Here is an 18872-nt window from a genome sequence, read left to right on the forward strand (position 1 = left end):
TCAGGTGTCCGCCGGTGGCGGTGGGCATCGGGGGCGGCGACGGCCGACGGGGGCTGGGCCGGGCGGTCACCGGTTGCCGGCGGCGGGTGGCGGGTCGCCCAACGGGGCGGCGCGCCCGGGTGGCGTTCCGGGGCGCCTCGTCCACTCGCACATCCGGACCGGAACCCCGAATGCCCCCTTTAATTTAACTCGTTCCCGCATCGGTCGCGTCGAGGGTGTCGGTGGGGCCACACTCGGCGCCGAAAGTGACACTGGCGACACCCTCGACGCGGAAGCCGGGCACGGAAACCCGACATTCGGCGTTTTCGGGGCGGCGATGGGGTGACGAGAAGCGCCGCGCGATCGCCCGGGCGGGGTCCGGCCGCGCGGAGGGCCGCCCGCGGCGTCGAATCCTCCCGCGATGTCCGGTATGCGGGGGCGCCGGAGCGGCCCGCACGACCCGGATCGACGATGATCATGGCGTTTGGACCGGGGATCCGCGCCGAAACCGCTCCAAACGCGCACCTCGTGGCGCGCCGGCCGCCTCCACCCCCCGCCATAGGCGGGCATTCCGGGCAGAACACCCCGGTTTTCTTCCGCATCCCGGAAGACCCGGGGTTACGGTGCGCCGCGCAGCAACACCGCGCGCCATCGGCGGGCATCGTCGACCCGCGCAAGGCGAAATGCCCGAAATGTCCCTGTCCAGACCGTGTCCAGGAGCGGGAGGGGCCGCTTTGCAGGAACCCGCCGGGCACCCCCTGGGGCGGTCACCATCGGGGCTGCGGCAATGGGTGCGCTTCGCGTAGCGCGGTCACAGCTTGCCGCCGAGCGCACGCAGCCCGTCCCAGGTGGAGCCGTGCCACCGGTGGCGGGCCTCCGGCGCAAAGGTGGGCCGTGCGCTCGGCGGCAAGCTGGCGCACCGCGCTTCGCGCATCACAGCCCCATTGCCGCAACCTCCTGTGGTGACCGACTCCTTGAACACGACGTAGGCGGCCTCTACCGCCGCCCGTCGCTGCCCGCGTCGGGCGGCCCGCCGTCCGCCGCCGGCAACCGGTGATCGCTCGGCCCAGCCGTCGTCGGCCGTCGCTGCCCCCCGCCGCCAGCCCAACCGGCGGGCACCGGAACCGATCCGCGCGGGCCCAACCCCGCGTCGACCTCGCCGCCCCGTCGGGCGAGCAACCGGCGGACACGCGAACCGATGACCGCCGGCCCCGGCCCGCCGTCGGCCGTCGCCGCCCCCGTCGCCCACCGTCACCGGCGGGCACCGGGTCCGGTTCGTGCGGGGCCAACCCCGCACCGCCCTCGCCGCCCCCATTGCTTCCCGTCACTGGCGCCCACCCGAAACGATCCGCGCGGGCTGGACCCCGAGCACCGGAACCGGGGCGGGTGCACCAGACCGAGGCGGGTGCGCCAGGTCGCCGCAAGATGGTCGGTGTCAGCAGTGTGATGTGTGTCACCAGTGGGACGAACGGGGGCTGCTCAAGCCGGTGGTTCGTGGGGGAATGTCCGGACAATCGGCGCCACAGTATGTGCCTGAATGATTGCAGTGAGTTATTCACATTCGTCGAGTTGGCCGAAAAACGGGACGCGGCCGCCGGTGTGTGGCTAGATTGGTCGACGAACGCGATGTGTAATCGTGTTCTCACGCACAGTCGAGCAAGCTGGGCGGTGACCTCCGCCCGGCCTGGATAAGGGGAATCCACGTGCTGAAGAAGACCCTGGTCGCAAGTGCCCTCACCGCAGCCGCGGCCGGTGCGATCCTCGCGAGCGCGCCGAGTGCCTCCGCCGACGACGACATCACCACGTCGGGCAACGGCTCGATCCTCGGGGGCAACCAGATCGTCGCCGACCTGAACGTCCCGGTGAACGTCTGCGGCAACGGCATCGGCATCCTCGGCAACGGCGGAGGGGCCTGCCACAAGTCCGGCGCGATGGTCTGGGAGTAGCACTCTCCCGGGCTTCCGCGCAGCGGGAGCACACCCACCGAGCGCCGGCGCCGCCCCCCGGGCGGCGCCGGCGTCATGCTGCGGGGCGCCGTGGACGCGCGGGGCTCGGCGGTAAGTAAGCTGGCCGCGCAGAAGTCCGGTACCCCGGTGGACTGGAACGAGGTGCGATGCAGCAGGCGGAGAACACCCAGCGGCCTGCCCGGCTGGATATCGGCGTCGTCGGCGCCGGCCGGGTGGGGTCGGTGCTGGGTGCGGCGCTGGAGCGGGCCGGCCACCGCGTCGTGGCCGCCTCGGCGGTCTCCGAACGCTCGCGCGAGCGCGCGGCCCAGCGGCTGCCCTCGGCCCGCATCGCCGAGCCGGCCGACGTGGTCGCCGCCTGTGACCTGGTCCTGCTCACCGTGCCCGACGACGCCCTCGAACCGCTCGTGCGCGGACTCGTCGACACCGGCGCCGACGTCAACGGCACCTTCCTGGTCCACACCAGCGGAGCCCACGGCTACCACGCCCTCGCGCCGGCCACCGCCGCCGGCGGGCTGCCCCTGGCCCTGCACCCGGTCATGACCTTCACCGGGCGCGACGAGGACATCGACAGGCTGGCCAGCTGCTCGTTCGGCGTCACGGCCCCCGAGACCCTGCGGCCCATCGCCGAGGCGCTCGTCGTCGAGATGGGCGCCGAGCCCGTGTGGATCGCCGAGGAGCACCGCACCCTCTACCACACGGCCCTGGCCGGGGGCGCCAACCACCTCGTGACGCTGGTGGCCGAGAGCGCGTCCCTGCTGCGCGCCGCCGGTGTGGAGCACCCTGCGCGCATGCTCGGACCGCTGCTGGGAGCGGCACTGGACAACGGGCTGCGGCTGGGCATGGACGGCCTCAGCGGCCCGGTCCTGCGCGGCGACACCGAGACCGTGGCCGCCCACATCGGCGAACTGCGCCGGCACTCGCCCGAGAGCGTCTCCGCCTACGTCGCCCTGGCCAGGCTGACCGCCGATCGCGCGCTGGAAGCCGGACTGCTCAAGCCCCACGACGCCGAACGCCTGCTGGACGTCCTCCAGGCGTGAGCGATCCCCCGCCGACCAGGGAGACACCCCCATGATCGACCGCACCCAAACGCCGCGGACCGCGCCCGCGCTCGCCCGCACCCCCGAGGAGCTGGCGCACCTGCGCTTGGAGCTGGGGGGCCGCGTGGCGCTCGTGCCCACCATGGGCGCCCTGCACGACGGGCACCGCGCCCTGATGGCCACGGCCCGCGAGCAGGCCGACGCCTTCGTCGTCAGCGTCTTCGTCAACCCGCTGCAGTTCGGCCCCGGCGAGGACTACGAGCGCTACCCGCGCGATCTCGACGCCGACATGGCCGTGTGCGCCGAGGAGGGCGCCGCCCTGGTCTTCGCGCCCAGCGTGGAGGACATGTACCCCGGGGAGCAGATCGTGCGGATCGACCCGGGCGCGATGGGCCGGGTGCTGGAGGGCGAGTTCCGCCCGGGCTTCTTCAGCGGTGTCCTCACGGTGGTCAACAAGCTGTTCAACCTCGTCCGGCCGGACGTCGCCGTGTTCGGGCAGAAGGACGCCCAGCAGCTGGCGCTGGTGCGGCGGATGGCGCGCGACCTGAACATGCCCGTCGCCATCGCCGCCGCCCCCACCATGCGCGACCCCGACAACCTCGCCTCCTCCAGCCGCAACGCCTACCTCGCCCCCGAGGAGCGCCGGAGCGCCCTGGCCCTGTCCCGCGCGCTGCTGTCGGGGGCGGACGCCTCGGTCACCGGGCCGGTCGGTATTCTCAGTGCGGCCCGCGCCGTCCTCGACGAAGCCGCCGCGGGCGACCCACCGGTCACCGTGGACTACCTGTCCCTGGTCGACGCGAACACCTTCGCGGAGGTCCCCGGCGACTTCCGCGGGGACGCCGTGCTGCTGGTGGCGGCCCGCGTCGGGCAGACGCGGCTGATCGACAACGTGCCGCTCACCCTGTGAGCCCCGGGTCCGCCACGCGGGCGGCGGGCGGCGGCACCGGGACGAAGGAGGATCCGCGGTGTCGGACACGCCACTGGAACTGCCGCGCAGGCTGACCGCGCCGGACCCGGGCTGGACGGCCTCGGCCGACGTCGTGGTGGTCGGCTCCGGAATCGCCGGCCTGAGCACCGCACTGCGCTACACCGAGCTGGCTCCGCACGGCCGCGTGGTGCTGGTCACCAAGGACCTCCTGTCCACGGGTTCGACCCGCTGGGCCCAGGGCGGGATCGCCGCCGTGACCGACCCGGCCGACGCGCCGCTGGCGCACATGGTCGACACGGTCGTGGCCGGGCGCGAGCTGTGCGACCCGGCCGCCGTGCGCGCGCTGGTGACCGCCGGTCCCCGGGCCCTGCGCTGGCTGGTGGAGCGCGGCACGGCCTTCGACCGCGCGGCCGACGGACGGCTGGAACTCACCCGTGAGGGCGGCCACCGCGCCCGCCGCATCGCCCACGCCGGCGGCGACGCCACCGGCGCCGAGATCGAGCGCGCCCTGGTCCACGCCGTCACCGACGACCCGCGGATCGAGGTGATGGAGCACGCCTTCGCCCCCGACCTGCTGACGGCCCGCCCCGCCGGGGCGGGTGGCGCACCGGCCGCGGCCGGCGTCACCGTCCACGTCATCGGCGAGGGCGAGCGCGGCGGCGTGGGCCGGGTGCGGGCGCGGGCCGTCGTGCTCGCCACCGGCGGACTCGGGCAGGTCTTCGCCTCCACCACCAACCCCGAGGTCTCCACCGGCGACGGCCTGGCCCTGGGCCTGCGCGCCGGAGCGGTCGCCGAGGACCTGGAGTTCGTGCAGTTCCACCCGACGGTGCTGTGGCTGGGCGCCGACGCGCGCGGCCAGCAGCCGCTGATCTCGGAGGCCGTGCGCGGCGAGGGCGCCTTCCTCGTCGACACCCGCGGGCACCGCTTCATGCGCGACCGCCACGAGCTGGGCGACCTCGCCCCCCGCGACGTCGTCGCCCAGGGAGCCGCCGAGGCGATGGCCCGCACCGGCGCCGACCACGTGCTGCTGGACGCCCGCCACTTCGGCGCCGCGATGTGGGAGGAGCGCTTCCCCACCATCCTCGCCTCCTGCCGCAAGCACGGCATCGACCCGGTGACCGACCTGCTGCCGGTGGCGCCCGCGGCCCACTACGCCTCCGGCGGACTGCGCACCGACCTGCGGGGGCGCACCGGCATCAGCGGGCTGTACGCGGTCGGCGAGGTCGCGCGCACGGGCGTGCACGGCGCGAACCGGCTGGCCTCCAACTCCCTGCTGGAAAGCGTGGTCTTCGCCCACCGCGCCGCCGAGGACCTGGCCGAGCGCACCGGCGAGGAGTCGGCCGAGCCGCTGGCCACCGCCCCGGCCGCAGCGGCCCCCGAGGGCCGCGGCGGGCTGGTGGCGCCCGCCAACGTTGCGCGGATCCGCGGCGTGATGTCGCGCTTCGCGGGTGTGGCGCGCGACGAGGCGGGCCTGCGCGCCGCGCTGGGCGAGCTCGCCGAGGTCGCCGCCGACCCCGCCAACGATGCGGCCGTGCCCGGCACCGCCGCCTGGGAGGCCGCCAACCTGCTGACCGTGGCCGCCACCCTGGTCCGGGCCGCGCTGGTACGGGTCCGGGCCGACGCCCCGCTCGCGGAGTCCGGCCGTGCGGCCCCCGGCCCGGCCCGGGTGAACGTGCGCGTGGGGCTCGGCGTCGAACCCGAGGCGGTCGCGATCGAACCCGACCCGCTCTCCGGTCCGCTCGGCGGCGAACTCGACAGGGCCGCGCGCTCTGGCGGGCACCGCGGCGGCGGAGCGGCCGGGGTGCTGGAGCGGGTGCGCACCGCGCTGCGGGAGGACCTGAGCCTGCCCTCGGGCGGGCAGGGCACCGACGTCACGACCGTCGCGACGATCCCGGCCGCTCAGCTGCGCACCGCCGACGTGGTGGCGCGCGCCGACGGCGTCGTGGCGGGGATTCCCGTCGCCGAGCTGGTCTTCGCCGAGGTGACGGGCGGCGTCATGGAGGTGGAGCGGCGCGCCGCCGACGGCGACCGCGTCTCGCGCGGCGACGTGCTGATGAGCATCACCGCCCGCACCCGCGACCTGCTCACCGCCGAGCGGACCGCGCTGAACCTGCTCACCCACCTCTCCGGAATCGCCACCGCCACCGCGGCCTGGGTCGCTGCGACGGCGGGCACGGGCGCGCGCGTCCGCGACAGCCGCAAGACGCACCCGGGCCTGCGCGCGCTGGAGAAGTACGCGGTGCGCTGCGGCGGCGGGACCAACCACCGCTTCGGGCTGGCCGACGCCGCGCTGATCAAGGACAACCACGTGCTGGCCGCCGGCGGCGTGGCCGAGGCCGTGCGCGCGGTGCGCACCGCGTTCCCCGGCGTCCCCCTGGAGGTGGAGGTCGACCGGATCGACCAGATCGAGCCGGCCGTATCCGCAGGTGCCGAGGAGATCCTGCTGGACAACTTCACCGTCGAGCAGCTGCGGGAGGCTGTGGCGCTGGTGGCCGGGCGCGCGCGGTTGGAGTCCAGCGGCGGGTTGCGGCTGGCCGACGCCGCCGCCGTCGCCGCCACCGGAGTGGACTTCCTGGCCGTGGGCGCACTGACACATTCCAGTCCGGCTCTGGACATCGCACTCGATCTTCGGGACATTCGCTGAGATCCTCCACAACTCACCAGGAGAGGCCCCAGATGCTCCTCGCGATCGACGTCGGCAACTCGCACACGGTTCTCGGGCTCTTCGACGACGAGCTGCTGGTCGAGCACTGGCGCGTCTCCACCGAGGCGCGCCGCACCGCCGACGAGTGGGCGGTGGTCCTGCACGGGCTCATCGGGGGCAGCTCCATCATCGGCAGCGGGGAGGTCCACGGCATCTCGCTGTGCTGCTCGGTGCCCTCGGTCCAGCACGAGATGCGCGAGATGTTCCGCCGCCACTTCGGCGACGTACCCGCCGTCATCGTCGAGCCGGGGGTGAAGACCGGCGTGCCGGTGCGCATGGACAACCCCAAGGAGGTCGGCAGCGACCGCATCGTCAACGCCCTGGCGGCGGTGCAGCAGTACGGCGGGCCGGCCGTGGTGGTCGACTTCGGCACCGCGACGACGTTCGACGCCGTCAGCGCCAAGGGGGAGTACGTCGGCGGTGCGATCGCCCCCGGCATCGACATCTCGGTGGAGGCGCTGTCGCGGCGCGGCGCCCAGCTGCACATGGTGGAGCTGGTCAAGCCGCGCTCGGTGGTGGCCAAGAACACCACCGAGGCGCTGCGCTCGGGGATCGTGTTCGGCTTCGCCGGCCAGGTCGACGGGATCGTCGACCGCATGGCCCAGGAGCTGACCGACGACGCCGACGACGTCACCGTGGTGGCGACCGGCGGTCTGGCGCCGATGGTGGTCGACGAGTGCGAGACGGTGGACGTGCACGAGCCCTGGCTCACCCTGATCGGCCTGCGCCTGGTCTATGAGCGCAACTCCTGACGGCCCGGCGCCGCCGTGCGTCGGGCCCACCCGTCCAGGGCCGATAGGATTCACTGCGTGAGCGAAGGACTGGACGAATCCTACGACGACCTGCCCGAACAGATGCGGGTCCGGCGGGAGAAGCTGGACCGCCTGCGCGCGGAGGGCATCGACCCCTTCCCGCTCGGGTTCCCCCGCACCACCACGGTCGGCGCGGTCCGCGACAAACACGGGGAGCTCACCCCCGATTCGGCCACGGGCGAGCGTGTGGGGATCGCCGGGCGCGTCATGCTCTACCGCACCGGCGGCAAGCTGTGCTTCGCCACGCTGCGCGACTCCACCGGCGACCTGCAGGTCATGCTGTCGCTGGACAAGCTGGGCGCCGACTCCTTGGCGGCCTGGAAGAGCGACGTCGATCTCGGCGACCACGTCGGCGTCGAGGGCGAGGTCATCACCTCCCGCCGAGGCGAGCTGTCGGTCATGGTCGACTCCTGGAAGCTGACGGCCAAGTGCCTGCGGCCGCTGCCGGAGAAGCACAAGGGCCTGACCGACCCCGAGGCGCGGGTGCGCCAGCGCTACGTCGACCTGATCGTCAACCCCGATGCGCGGGCGATGGTGCGCAGCCGCGCCGCCGCCATCCGCGCGCTGCGCGACGGCCTGCACGAGCGCGGATACACCGAGGTCGAGACCCCGATGCTGCAGCGGGTCCACGGCGGCGCCACGGCGCGCCCCTTCACCACCCACATCAACGCCTACGACCTGGACCTGTACCTGCGCATCGCGCCCGAGCTGTATCTGAAGCGGCTCGTGGTCGGGGGCATGGAGAAGGTCTTCGAGATCAACCGCAACTTCCGCAACGAGGGCGCGGACTCCACGCACAACCCCGAGTTCACGATGCTGGAGTTCTACCAGGCCTACGCCGACTACGACGTGATGGCACGCCTCACCCGCGAGCTGCTGCAAGAGGCGGTGCGCGCCGCGTTCGGCACCACGGTGGTCGAGCGGGGCGGCACGGAATACGACCTCGGCGGCACCTGGCCCGCGGTGCGCCTCTACGACGCGGTGTCCGAGGCGGTCGGCGAGGAGATCACGCCGCGCACGCCGCTGGAGTCGGTCCGCAAGGTCGCCGACGCCCGCGGCGTCGAGTGGAGCCCCGACTGGGGCCAGGGCAAGCTGGCCGAGCACCTCTTCGAGGAGCTGGTCGAGGACACCCTGCAGCAGCCCACCTTCGTGTGCGACTTCCCCCTGGAGACCAGTCCGCTGACCAGGCAGCACCGCGACGATCCGCTGGTCACCGAGAAGTGGGACCTGATCGGGTTCGGGATGGAGCTGGGCACCGGCTACTCCGAGCTGGTGGACCCGGTGGAGCAGCGGCGCCGGCTGACCGAGCAGTCGCTGATGGCCGCCGGGGGCGACCCCGAGGCGATGCAGCTGGACGAGGACTTCCTGCGCGCACTGGAGTACGGCATGCCGCCCACCGGCGGCGTGGGCGTGGGCGTGGACCGGCTGCTCATGGCGCTGACCGGGCGCAACATCCGCGAGACCATCCTCTTCCCGATCGTCAAGCCGGAGTGAGTGCGGCGCCCGGCGGGGTGTGAGCCGGCCGGAGGGGCGCGGCGCCGTCTGGACTGACGAGCGAGGAAGCGAGGCCCCTCCGGCCCGCGGGGAACACAACTCGCCGCCACGCCCGCGAAATCTCGTTGCGGGATCGTGATGTTCCGCGATTTCGGAAAATCCCAGGCCACAGGCCCTGTCTCCAAGGCCGCCTGCAGAAGGCCGTTCGGCCTGCGGGGCCGGTGGTTCAGGCAGCTGAGTGAAGGTTCTTTGCGCAGGTCAGTCAGTTGTCTAAGGTTTCCTCTGGAACAAGCCTGTGACCAGCGATGATCGGGACATCACGCAAAGTAGTCAAACCGACCTTGACGGGCAGTTCGCATCGGCCTAGCGTTTCGACACAAGCGGAGCGCTGCTCCGCAGGTTTGCCGTAGTGGATCGAGATGACGGTGAGTGAGGATGGCCGACCGCGGTTGAGCCGGGGTCCGACCATCCTTGGCCGTGTGCGCCCACGTGCGATCTGTCCGTCCCAGACCGCACCGACCGGGACCGCGCGCTTCCTGCTCGCCTGGCGTGCGCCTTTGTGCCAGAAAGGCCGCGTATCCGGGAGCAGGGGGAACGGGACCGGGGAACGTCGGCGTCCGCGTGACCAGAGGCACGCGCCTCCGCCCGTCGGAGGTTCCTGCGGCGACGAGTTGATGTTCCGCACTCACCACGGATGAGGGAGGACGGAGTGGAACAGGCCACACTCGTACGTCGTGCCGCGAAAGACCCCGGTACCCCGCTGATGCGCGAGGGGATCATGCCGGCGCCGGTGCCGGTTCCCGAAGGGGGAAAGAACCTTCCGGTCAGCCTGACCGACGACGAGCTCCAGCTGCTCGCCGAGATCGCCACCGGAGTGACCACCGACGTCGCCGCTCGGCGACTGGAGCTGAGCGCGCGCACGCTGCGCCGCCGGCTCCGCGCCATCTGCGACCAACTGGGGGTGAACACCCCCATCGAGGCGGTCGTCTGGGCCGCGCGCAAGCAGCTGATCTAGTCACCGCGACCAGGACCGGCCCTCCGGTCCGGCTGAACACACCCTCGAGAAACCGATTCCGCGGCGGCGCACCGTCCTGATCCCCCCGGGACGGGGCGGTGGGCCCCGCCCCCGCTTCATGGCAGCGCGGCGCCGCGGACGAGTAATCTGTTGCGGTCATGGCCGTCACCCAGATCACCGTCCGCCGCGCCCGCACCCGCGATGTCGCGCACATCAGGCGGCTCATCGACTGCTTCAGCGACGAGGGCCGCGTGCTCGGCAAGAGCACCGTCAACCTCTACGAGGACATCCAGGAGTTCTGTGTCGCCGAGCTCGGCGAGGGCACGGAGCGCACCGTCGTCGGCTGCGGCGCACTCCACGTCCTGTGGGAGGACCTCGCCGAGGTGCGCACGGTGGCGGTCGACCCCGCCGCCCAGGGGCGCGGCGTGGGGCACAGCATCGTGGCCGCCCTGCTGGACCGGGCCCGCGAGCTGGGCGTGCGCCGCGTGTTCTGCCTGACCTTCGAGACCGACTTCTTCGCCCGGCACGGATTCGAGCCGATCCAGGGCGCCCCCGTCTCCCCGCGGGTCTACGAGGAGCTGCTGCGCTCCTACGACGAAGGCGTCGCCGAGTTCCTCGACCTGGAGCGGGTCAAACCCAACACCCTGGGCAACACCAGGATGCTGGTCCACCTCAACGAGCCCGGCACCCCGCGCATGCGCTGATGCCGGGGCGCCGCCCCGTCACAGCAGCCGCAGCTGCCTGTCGCGGGGCCGCCGGCGGGCGGCCGACTCCTCGTCGACGGGCATGGTCAGGCCCGGGTCGATCGCCGAGAGGAAGGGCGAGGCGACCGTGTCCGCGGCCGTGCCCCGGCGGGTGCGGCGCCGCGCCCGCGACAGGTAGAGCCGGTGCCGGGCGCGGGTGAGCCCCACGAAGAACAGCCGCCGCTCCTCGGCCTCGCCGGCGTCGCCCGCCTCGCGCGGGGCGCCCGGCAGCCGGAAGGGCAGCCACCCGTCGTCGCAGCCCATCAGGAACACCACCGGAAACTCCAGGCCCTTGGCGGCGTGCAGGGTCAGCAGCGCGACCCTGTCGGCCCGCGGGTCCAGCGCGTCGACCTCGGCGCCCAGGGCCAGCGCCGACAGGAACTCCCCCAGGTCGGCGCCGCACTCCCGGGCCAGCGGGAGGACCAGCTCTCCGGCGGTGCGCAGATCGGCGCACAGCTCCGCGTCGGCCGCGTGCCGTTCGCACAGCAGTCCCACCGCCGAGCGCACCCGGTCGACGAGCGGACCGGCCGGATGGCGGGGCAGCTCGTCGGCGAGCAGCCCTACGCCCGGCCGCGCCAGCAGCCGGTCGTGCGAGCGCTTCTGATACGGCACTCCCGCCGTGTTGAACGCGCGCATCACGGCTTCGGACTGGGCGTCGGTGCGGTAGAGCACGCAGAAGTCGCTGAAGGACAGCCCGCCGTCGCCGTCGCCGGTGACGCGGCCGCTGTCGAGGGAGTGCCAGGAGGTGCCGCCCAGCAGCCGGTCGATCGAGCGGGCCACGAACGACGCCTCGGCCCGCTCGTCGGCGGCCACGTGCACCCCGATGCGCGGAGGGTCGGTGAAGTCGCCCACCGCCCGCAGCTCCCGGCCCGGGACCAGCGAGGAGGGGGCGATCGCCTGCACCGCGGCGTCGACGATGGCGGCGTTGGAGCGGTAGTTGCGGCCGAGCCGCACCGTCGAGGCGCCGGGGAAGTCGGCCGTGAAGCGCAGGAAGAAACCCACATCGGCGCCGCGGAATCCGTAGATGGCCTGATCGGGATCGCCGATGGCGGTGAGGTTGCCGCCGGGGCCGGTCAGCAGCCGCAGCAGCGCGTACTGCCGCTCGTCGACGTCCTGGTACTCGTCCACGCTGATCCAGGGCCAGCGCCGGCGGTAGCGCTCGGCCAGCTCGGCGTCGGCGCCCAGCAGGCGCACCGGCAGGGCGACCAGGTCGGTGAAGTCGACGAGGTCGAGTTCGCGCAGCCTGCGCTCGTAGGCGGCCTCCTCCGCCTCGGCGGCCTCGCCGGAATCGCGCCGGGCCAGTAGCCGCCGCCCCTCCTGCGGGGATCCGGCGACCCCGGCCGCGATCTCCTCGCGGCGCGCGGTGTCGGCGATGCCGAAGCCGGCCGACAGTCCGGCGCGCTCGTGCTGCTCGCGCAGGATGAGCAGGCCCAGGCGGTGGAAGGTGGCGACGGTGATGTCGCCGGCGCCCTCGCCCAGCAGGTCGGCCAACCGCTCGGCCAGCTCCTCGGCGGCGCGGCGGGTGAAGGTGATCGCCAGGAAGCCGGCGGCCGGCACCCCCTGTTCGGCGACGAGGTGGGCGATGCGCCGGGTCAGCGTGCGGGTCTTGCCGGTGCCCGGTCCGGCGACGATCAGCAGGGGCCCGCCGGGCGCCGCGGCGGCGGCCCGCTGCTCGGGGTCGAGGCCGTCGAGCACGCTGCGGACGGCGGCCCGCGCGGTGCCGGCGCCGGCCTCCCCGGGGAACAGGGTCGGCGGTTCGGCCGGCTCCGCCTCCGGCGCGGCGCCGGGGCGGGCGTCCACGGCCGCTGAGACGGCCGCTGCGGGCCGCGCGGCGATCGCCGCGGGTACGGGGGTGTGATCGGCGAGCGCGCCGCCGCTCGGGGCGGCCGCGCGCGGCCCGCCGGGGCCCGCAGCGGAGTCGTCGCCGCCGGAGCGGGGGTCAGCGCCGCCGGGTCCGGATTCCGGAGCCGCACCGCCGCGGCCGCCGCTTTCGGATCCGGCACCGCCCCCGGTGCGCGGGGCGGTCCCGCGCCGGCGCGGCGAGCCCTGCCGCGGACCCGGAGCGAGGTCGCCGGTGTCGAAGAGCGCCGGTGCGGAATCGGCGGCGGCCAGCTCGCCGGGAGCGAACATGTGGATGGTGCCGTACTCGCCGTCGTAGCCGGCGTCGCGCACGACGGCGCCCGCGCGCAGCCGGGTGACGGCTTCGCCGAGCAGGGTACCGCCCGCGCGGGCGACCTCGTCCAGGGGCACACAGGTGAGGATGTCCAGCTCCGAGCCCAGTTCGCCCACCAGCCGGGCCACCTCGCCCTGGACGCGCTTGCTCTTGGGCCCCACGCCCTTGATCTCACTGACGATCTCCGGCAGCGGCACCAGGCTGGTGAAGCCGGCGGCGCCGGCGGGCCGGTGGCCGATCGGGCGGTCGGCCAGCTCGAAGACGCGGTGGGAGACCCCGACGGTCAGCGGCTTGCCGCAGACGGGGCAGCGGCCGGAGTGTTCGCGGGTGGCGTCCGGCTCCATCCGCACGCCGCATTTGCGGTGCCCGTCGAGATGGTATTTGCCCTCCTCCGGGAAGAACTCGACGGTGCCGCGGAATCCGTCGCCGGTCTCCAGGGCGCGGCGCATGGCGTAGTAATCGAGATCGGTGTCGAAGCGGGTGGCCTCGCGGGCGAGCATCGGCGGCGAGTGCGCATCGGAATTGCTGACCTGCGTGTACGAGTCGAGCGAGGACACCGTCCAGTTCATCTCGGGGTCGCTGGAGAGGCCCGTCTCGATCGCGAAGATGTTGTCGGCGAGGTCGGCGTAGCAGTCCCCGATGGCGTCGAATCCGGATTTCGAGCCGAGAACGGCGAACCAGGGCGTCCACACGTGCGCCGGGACGAGATAGCTGCCGGGGTCGCTGGCGAGGGTGATCTCCAGCAGGTCGCGCGAATCCAGGCCCAGGATGGGGCGCCCGTCGGAGCCGAGATTGCCGATCCGGGCCAAATCCGCGGTGATGGCCTCGGCCGCCTCCATCGTGGGGGCGTACAGCAAATGGTGCACCTTTCGGGTCCGTTCGCCCCGTTTATAGATGGTGGAGATCTCCACGGACAGCATGAAGCGCGACGGATTCCGACATGCGGGCGGTAGAGTGCGGAGCACCTCGGCCTCGATATCGGGGGCCAGCCGGAACAGCCCGGGCTCGGCGGGGACCAGTTTGGTACGCAACTCCTCGCGCCAGGCGGGGTGAGTGAAATCACCGGTGCCGACCACCCCAATGCCCTTGCGCGCCGCCCACCACGCCAGGTGCTCCAGGTCGCAATCCTTGCTGCAGGCCCGCGAGTACTTGGAGTGAATATGCAGATCTGCGTGGAACTCCACGGTGAGGTCCTCTCAATGCCCACGGTGACCGGGCCGTGCGGGGGAACGCGCGGAAGCGGAAGTCGTGTCGGCTCTCTCGCCCGCCGATGTCCGACTCGCTCTCGGTCAGGGTGCCACGATCCCACAACTGCCGGTGCGCCTGTCGAAGCTTATGCCGACCGGGGTGGGAGAGCCGTATACGACCAGGTAATGTATGCATTGCGGAGGAGATCTCCGAGGTAGGGGCAGGGCTTCTTCCGCCGGCCCGCCGCGGGGCGGCGCTCATCCATATGCGCGATCGCCGGCGGCCGCAATCCCGGCCGCATCGGGTCGCGGGGCGCTGTCATTTCTATGGCGATTCGGTCGCGGCCGAGTCCGCGGAGGAGGTCCGCCGAGCCTCGGGACGCCTGGAACCCCTTATGCGGCGGGCTTTTGGGATCGGCAGGCAGCGATCCCCGGGGCAGGGGCCGCACAGGTGTGAAAGGTGTCTATGATGTCGGGGTCCGCGTTCGTTGTATGCGGGGCCGTACCGGCCGGCCGCCGATCCGAGTCGGCGGCGCCCCTCCGTGGGGCAATTGCTGCATAAAGTGACGCCAAGGAAGGGGTGTGCGCGCGATGGGGGACGTTTTGTCGGCGCTGCTCCCCCCGGCTGTCGTCGCGGCCGTCTTCTGCACGTTCGTGGTGAAGCTGCTCCGCAAGGAGATGGCTCCCAGAACGTCTGACGGGCGACTGGTCAGCGAGTCCGACAAGTCTTCCGGTCGCGCATCCGCAGACGCCGCAACGGCGTCGCGGCCGCGGTCGGACGCCCTTGCGGAGGAAGACGGGGCAAAGAGCGCAGACGGTTCCGGACCGGAACTTCCCGGAGATGGACCGGACCAGGCAGACCGCTAACCGGCGACGCGCGTGAAAGGGGCGGCGCGTCCCCGGCCTTAACGACTCCGCCCGGTCGCAGGGGGCGCGGGTCTGTATGGCCGGCGAGTTGGGATTTGCTCCGGGCGCGCGGCCCGGGCATAGGCTGGACAGGTTTTCGGCCGCGTGGAGAATTGTCTTCTGCGTTCTCTCCGGATAGCTTTATATTCAGGTGCCATCGCACCGCTCTGCTGGAAAGGTTCTATCTATGGCACAAAAGGTTCAGGTGCTTCTCGTCGACGATCTGGACGGCGGCGAGGCCGAGGAGACCGTTTCGTTCGGGGTTGACGGTTCCTCCTACGAAATCGACCTCAGCGCCGGCAACGCCACCAAGCTGCGCGAAGCTCTCGCCCCCTACGTCGAGGCCGCACGCAAGGCCCCGTCCAAGAGCGGCGGGCGCGGCGGCAAGCGCCAGCAGCGCAACGCCCCCAGCCGCGAGCGCAGCGCCGAGATCCGGGCGTGGGCGAAGGCCGCGGGAAAGCAGGTCAACGAGCGCGGCAGGATCCCGGCGGCCATCGTCGCCGAGTACGAGGCCGCCCAGCGCTGAGCCCCCGCTTCGGCGCCGGCTTGCGAGTGGCGGTTGCGCGGAGCTCTCCGGACCCGGGAGACCCGCGCAAGGCCATTACCTGCCGGACACCTCGCGGCCGGCCCTTGTTCGCTGAGAGCAAATCCGCGCGCGAATGCGCGTTCACGGCCCGTGTGCCCTCGCAGTATCGGGGCACACGGGCCGTTCGCTTGCGGCGTAGTCGGAACACTCAGCCCCCGATAGGTAGTTGGATGAGGATGAACGCCCTATCGTCGGGGAAAGTCTCTGGCACGGAGGGTTGGCAGCAGCCGTCCGTGCGGGATGTGTTCGTCGGGTGAGCCGGTGCGAAGCCGCTCGCTTGGTGGACGGGTGCGGAAGCGCCTCCACGGGGCTTTCCCCTGAGGGGCCGTAATGCGGAAAGCGAGGGTCGGAACTTCCGTCCCTGCCTGACCGCTCTGTGAGGAGCGACGAGACATGTTCGAGAGGTTTACCGACCGCGCGCGGCGCGTGGTGGTCCTGGCCCAGGAAGAGGCCAGGATGCTCAACCACAACTACATTGGTACAGAGCACATCCTGCTCGGCCTCATCCACGAGGGTGAGGGCGTCGCTGCGAAGGCTCTGGAGAGCCTGGGTATCAGCCTCGAAGCGGTTCGGCAGCAGGTAGAGGAGATCATCGGCCAGGGCCAGCAGGCCCCCTCCGGCCACATCCCCTTTACCCCCCGCGCTAAGAAGGTTCTGGAGCTCTCCCTCAGGGAAGCCCTGCAGCTCGGGCACAACTACATCGGCACGGAGCACATCCTGCTCGGCCTCATCCGCGAGGGCGAGGGCGTGGCCGCCCAGGTGCTGGTCAAGCTCGGCGCCGACCTCAACCGGGTGCGCCAGCAGGTCATCCAGCTCCTGCACGGCTACCAGGGCAAGGAGCCGCAGGCCACGGGTGCCTCCTCGGAGTCCACCCCCTCCACCTCCCTGGTGCTGGACCAGTTCGGGCGCAACCTCACCCAGGCGGCGCGCGAGAGCAAGCTGGATCCGGTCATAGGGCGGGACCAGGAGATCGAGCGCGTGATGCAGGTGCTGTCGCGCCGGACCAAGAACAACCCGGTGCTCATCGGTGAGCCCGGTGTCGGCAAGACCGCCGTCGTCGAAGGGCTGGCCCAGAAGATCGTCAAGGGGGAGATCCCCGAGACGCTGAAGGACAAGCAGCTCTACACGCTCGACCTCGGCGCCCTGGTTGCCGGCAGCCGCTACCGCGGCGACTTCGAGGAGCGGCTCAAGAAGGTCCTCAAGGAGATCCGCACCCGCGGCGACATCATCCTGTTCATCGACGAGCTGCACACCCTCGTGGGCGCGGGAGCGGCGGAAGGCGCGATAGACGCCGCCTCCATCCTCAAGCCCATGCTGGCCCGCGGTGAGCTGCAGACCATCGGCGCCACCACGCTCGACGAGTACCGCAAGCACCTGGAGAAGGACGCGGCGCTGGAGCGGCGCTTCCAGCCCATCCAGGTCGACGAGCCCACGATCTCCCACACCATCGAGATCCTGAAGGGCCTGCGGGACCGCTACGAGGCCCACCACCGGGTGTCGATCACCGACAGCGCCCTGGTGGCCTCGGCCCAGCTCGCCGATCGCTACATCAGCGACCGCTTCCTGCCGGACAAGGCCATAGACCTGATCGACGAGGCCGGCTCGCGGATGCGCATCCGCCGCATGACCGCCCCGCCGGACCTGCGCGAGTTCGACGAGAAGATCTCCAAGGTCCGTCGGGACAAGGAGTCGGCGATCGACGCCCAGGACTTCGAGAAGGCGGCGTCGCTGCGCGACGACGAGAAGAACCTGCTCAACCAGAAGGCGCAGCGGGAGAAGGAGTGGAAGGCCGGCGACATGGACGTCGTCGCCGAGGTGACCGAGGAGCTCGTCGCCGAGGTCCTGGCCACCGCCACCGGCATCCCGGTCTTCAAGCTCACCGAGGAGGAGTCCTCCCGGCTGCTGCGCATGGAGGAGGAGCTGCACAAGCGGGTCATCGGCCAGGAGGACGCCATCAAGGCGCTCTCGCAGGCCATCCGGCGCACCCGCGCCGGGCTGAAGGACCCCAAGCGCCCGGGTGGTTCGTTCATCTTCGCCGGCCCGTCCGGTGTGGGTAAGACCGAGCTGTCCAAGACGCTGGCGGAGTTCCTCTTCGGCGACGAAGAGGCGCTGATCCAGCTCGACATGAGCGAGTTCATGGAGAAGCACACCGTCTCGCGGCTGTTCGGCTCGCCTCCCGGCTACGTGGGTTACGAGGAGGGCGGCCAGCTCACCGAGAAGGTGCGCCGCAAGCCGTTCTCCGTGGTCCTCTTCGACGAGATCGAGAAGGCCCACAACGACATCTTCAACTCGCTGCTGCAGGTCCTGGAGGAAGGGCGCCTCACCGACGCCCAGGGCCGCAACGTCGACTTCAAGAACACCGTCATCATCATGACGACGAACCTGGGGACACGCGACATCTCCAAGGGCGCGGCCATGGGCTTCGCCAAGGAGGACGACGCCCAGACGAACTACGACCGGATGAAGGCCAAGGTCCAGGAAGAGCTCAAGCAGAACTTCCGGCCCGAGTTCCTCAACCGCGTCGACGACGTCATCGTCTTCCACCAGCTCACCGAGCAGGAGATCATCGACATCGTGGACCTCATGGTCGAGAAGCTCGACGAGCGGCTCAAGGACCGCGACATGGGGCTGGAGCTGCGCCCGGCGGCCAAGAAGATGCTGGCCGAGCGCGGTTACGACCCCGTGCTGGGCGCCCGGCCGCTGCGCCGGACCATCCAGCGCGAGATCGAGGACGCCCTGTCGGAGAAGATCCTCTTCGGCCACCTCAAGCCCGGCCAGATAGTGGTGATCGACGCCGAGGGCGAGGGGACCGACGGCAAGTTCACCTTCCAGGGCGTGCCCAAGCCCGACTCCGTCCCGGACACTCCCGCTGTGGAGGAGACCGCGGCCGGCAAGGGCGAGTAGCACCCGACCTCAAGGGGGGGCGGTCCTTCGGGGCCGCCCCCCTTGGTGTCTCGCGGCGTCTGAAAGCGCGGGGCCTGCTCCGCAGGAACTCACCGGGTACCACCTGGGGCGGCCGCCATCGGGGTTGCGGCAATGGGTGCGCCTCGCGTAGCGCGGTCCGCCCGCCCGTCAGCCCGCCGCCACCCCAGCGGAGACGCTTCGCGTCACGTGCCCGCCCGTCAGCCCGCCACCACCCCAACGGAGACGCTTCGCGCCACGTGCCCGCCCGCCGGCCCGCCACCGCCCCAACGGAGACGCTGCGCGTCACGTGCCCGCCCGTCAGCCCGCCGCCACCCCAACGGAGACGCTTCGCGTCACTTGTTTGCTTGCCGCCGAGCGCACGCGAATCTTCCCAGGTGGAGCCGCACCACCGGTGGCGGGACTCTGGCGCGAAGGTG

At 72.0% G+C, this 18872-nt stretch carries 12 protein-coding genes; 11 read left to right on the forward strand and 1 reads right to left on the reverse strand.

The features are described 5' to 3' along the window. The first annotated feature begins 1682 nt into the window (after positions 1–1682). The 8 genes from FZ103_RS11805 (at position 1683) to FZ103_RS11840 (ending at position 10640) form a co-directional block, all read left to right on the forward strand. Positions 1683–1925 (forward strand): DUF320 domain-containing protein, encoded by a 243-nt coding sequence (locus tag FZ103_RS11805; RefSeq protein WP_186356138.1) that lies wholly within the window; start codon positions 1683–1685, stop codon positions 1923–1925. A 167-nt stretch (positions 1926–2092) separates the two neighbouring features. Further along, positions 2093–2983, forward strand: a complete 891-nt coding sequence (locus FZ103_RS11810) for a Rossmann-like and DUF2520 domain-containing protein (protein ID WP_156000718.1) — start codon at positions 2093–2095, stop codon at positions 2981–2983. Positions 2984–3014: 31 nt separating this feature from the next. Further along, the gene (panC, locus tag FZ103_RS11815; RefSeq protein WP_156000719.1) at positions 3015–3890 is read left to right on the forward strand and encodes a pantoate--beta-alanine ligase; all 876 of its coding nucleotides are present in this window, start codon (positions 3015–3017) and stop codon (positions 3888–3890) included. 58 nt (positions 3891–3948) lie between these two features. Next, positions 3949–6555, forward strand: a complete 2607-nt coding sequence (locus FZ103_RS11820) for an L-aspartate oxidase (protein ID WP_186356139.1) — start codon at positions 3949–3951, stop codon at positions 6553–6555. A 32-nt stretch (positions 6556–6587) separates the two neighbouring features. Further along, on the forward strand, positions 6588–7367 hold the full coding sequence (locus FZ103_RS11825; RefSeq protein ID WP_156000720.1) for a type III pantothenate kinase: 780 nt from the start codon (positions 6588–6590) through the stop codon (positions 7365–7367). A gap of 57 nt (positions 7368–7424) precedes the next feature. Then, positions 7425–8921, forward strand: coding sequence for a bifunctional lysylphosphatidylglycerol synthetase/lysine--tRNA ligase LysX (gene lysX / locus FZ103_RS11830; RefSeq protein ID WP_186356140.1), 1497 nt, complete (start codon positions 7425–7427; stop codon positions 8919–8921). 763 nt (positions 8922–9684) lie between these two features. Next, positions 9685–9936 carry a LuxR C-terminal-related transcriptional regulator gene (locus FZ103_RS11835; RefSeq protein ID WP_156001120.1) on the forward strand — a complete coding sequence of 84 codons (252 nt, stop codon included), beginning with the start codon at positions 9685–9687 and terminating at the stop codon, positions 9934–9936. 158 nt (positions 9937–10094) lie between these two features. Beyond that, on the forward strand, positions 10095–10640 hold the full coding sequence (locus FZ103_RS11840) for an amino-acid N-acetyltransferase (RefSeq protein ID WP_156000721.1): 546 nt from the start codon (positions 10095–10097) through the stop codon (positions 10638–10640). Between the two features lie 18 nt (positions 10641–10658). On the opposite strand, the gene FZ103_RS11845 is transcribed toward FZ103_RS11840, so the two are convergent. Continuing rightward, the gene (locus tag FZ103_RS11845) at positions 10659–14036 is read right to left on the reverse strand and encodes a UvrD-helicase domain-containing protein (RefSeq protein WP_186356141.1); all 3378 of its coding nucleotides are present in this window, start codon (positions 14034–14036) and stop codon (positions 10659–10661) included. Positions 14037–14630: 594 nt separating this feature from the next. On the opposite strand from FZ103_RS11845, the gene FZ103_RS26205 reads away from it, so the two are divergent. The 3 genes from FZ103_RS26205 to FZ103_RS11860 all read left to right on the forward strand — a co-directional run bounded on the left by FZ103_RS26205 (position 14631) and on the right by FZ103_RS11860 (position 18435). After that, entirely contained in the window at positions 14631–14906 is a 276-nt protein-coding gene (locus FZ103_RS26205) for a hypothetical protein (RefSeq protein ID WP_394350099.1), read from the forward strand. A gap of 226 nt (positions 14907–15132) precedes the next feature. After that, positions 15133–15471 carry an Lsr2 family protein gene (locus FZ103_RS11855; protein ID WP_156000723.1) on the forward strand — a complete coding sequence of 113 codons (339 nt, stop codon included), beginning with the start codon at positions 15133–15135 and terminating at the stop codon, positions 15469–15471. 453 nt (positions 15472–15924) lie between these two features. Continuing rightward, positions 15925–18435 carry an ATP-dependent Clp protease ATP-binding subunit gene (locus FZ103_RS11860; RefSeq protein WP_156000724.1) on the forward strand — a complete coding sequence of 837 codons (2511 nt, stop codon included), beginning with the start codon at positions 15925–15927 and terminating at the stop codon, positions 18433–18435. Positions 18436–18872 lie beyond the last annotated feature (437 nt).

This window comes from Streptomonospora sp. PA3, from assembly GCF_009728995.1.
In the GTDB taxonomy this organism is placed as follows: Bacteria; Actinomycetota; Actinomycetes; order Streptosporangiales; family Streptosporangiaceae; genus Streptomonospora.

What these genes read in the sequence shown, in the direction of transcription:
- FZ103_RS11810 (WP_156000718.1), top strand. Translation starts at nt 2,093, where the DNA reads ATGCAGCAGGCGGAGAACACCCAGCGGCCTGCCCGGCTGGATATCGGC.
- panC (WP_156000719.1), top strand. Translation starts at nt 3,015, where the DNA reads ATGATCGACCGCACCCAAACGCCGCGGACCGCGCCCGCGCTCGCCCGC.
- FZ103_RS11825 (WP_156000720.1), top strand. Translation starts at nt 6,588, where the DNA reads ATGCTCCTCGCGATCGACGTCGGCAACTCGCACACGGTTCTCGGGCTC.
- FZ103_RS11835 (WP_156001120.1), top strand. Translation starts at nt 9,685, where the DNA reads ATGCGCGAGGGGATCATGCCGGCGCCGGTGCCGGTTCCCGAAGGGGGA.
- FZ103_RS11840 (WP_156000721.1), top strand. Translation starts at nt 10,095, where the DNA reads ATGGCCGTCACCCAGATCACCGTCCGCCGCGCCCGCACCCGCGATGTC.
- FZ103_RS26205 (WP_394350099.1), top strand. Translation starts at nt 14,631, where the DNA reads ATGGGGGACGTTTTGTCGGCGCTGCTCCCCCCGGCTGTCGTCGCGGCC.
- FZ103_RS11855 (WP_156000723.1), top strand. Translation starts at nt 15,133, where the DNA reads ATGGCACAAAAGGTTCAGGTGCTTCTCGTCGACGATCTGGACGGCGGC.
- FZ103_RS11860 (WP_156000724.1), top strand. Translation starts at nt 15,925, where the DNA reads ATGTTCGAGAGGTTTACCGACCGCGCGCGGCGCGTGGTGGTCCTGGCC.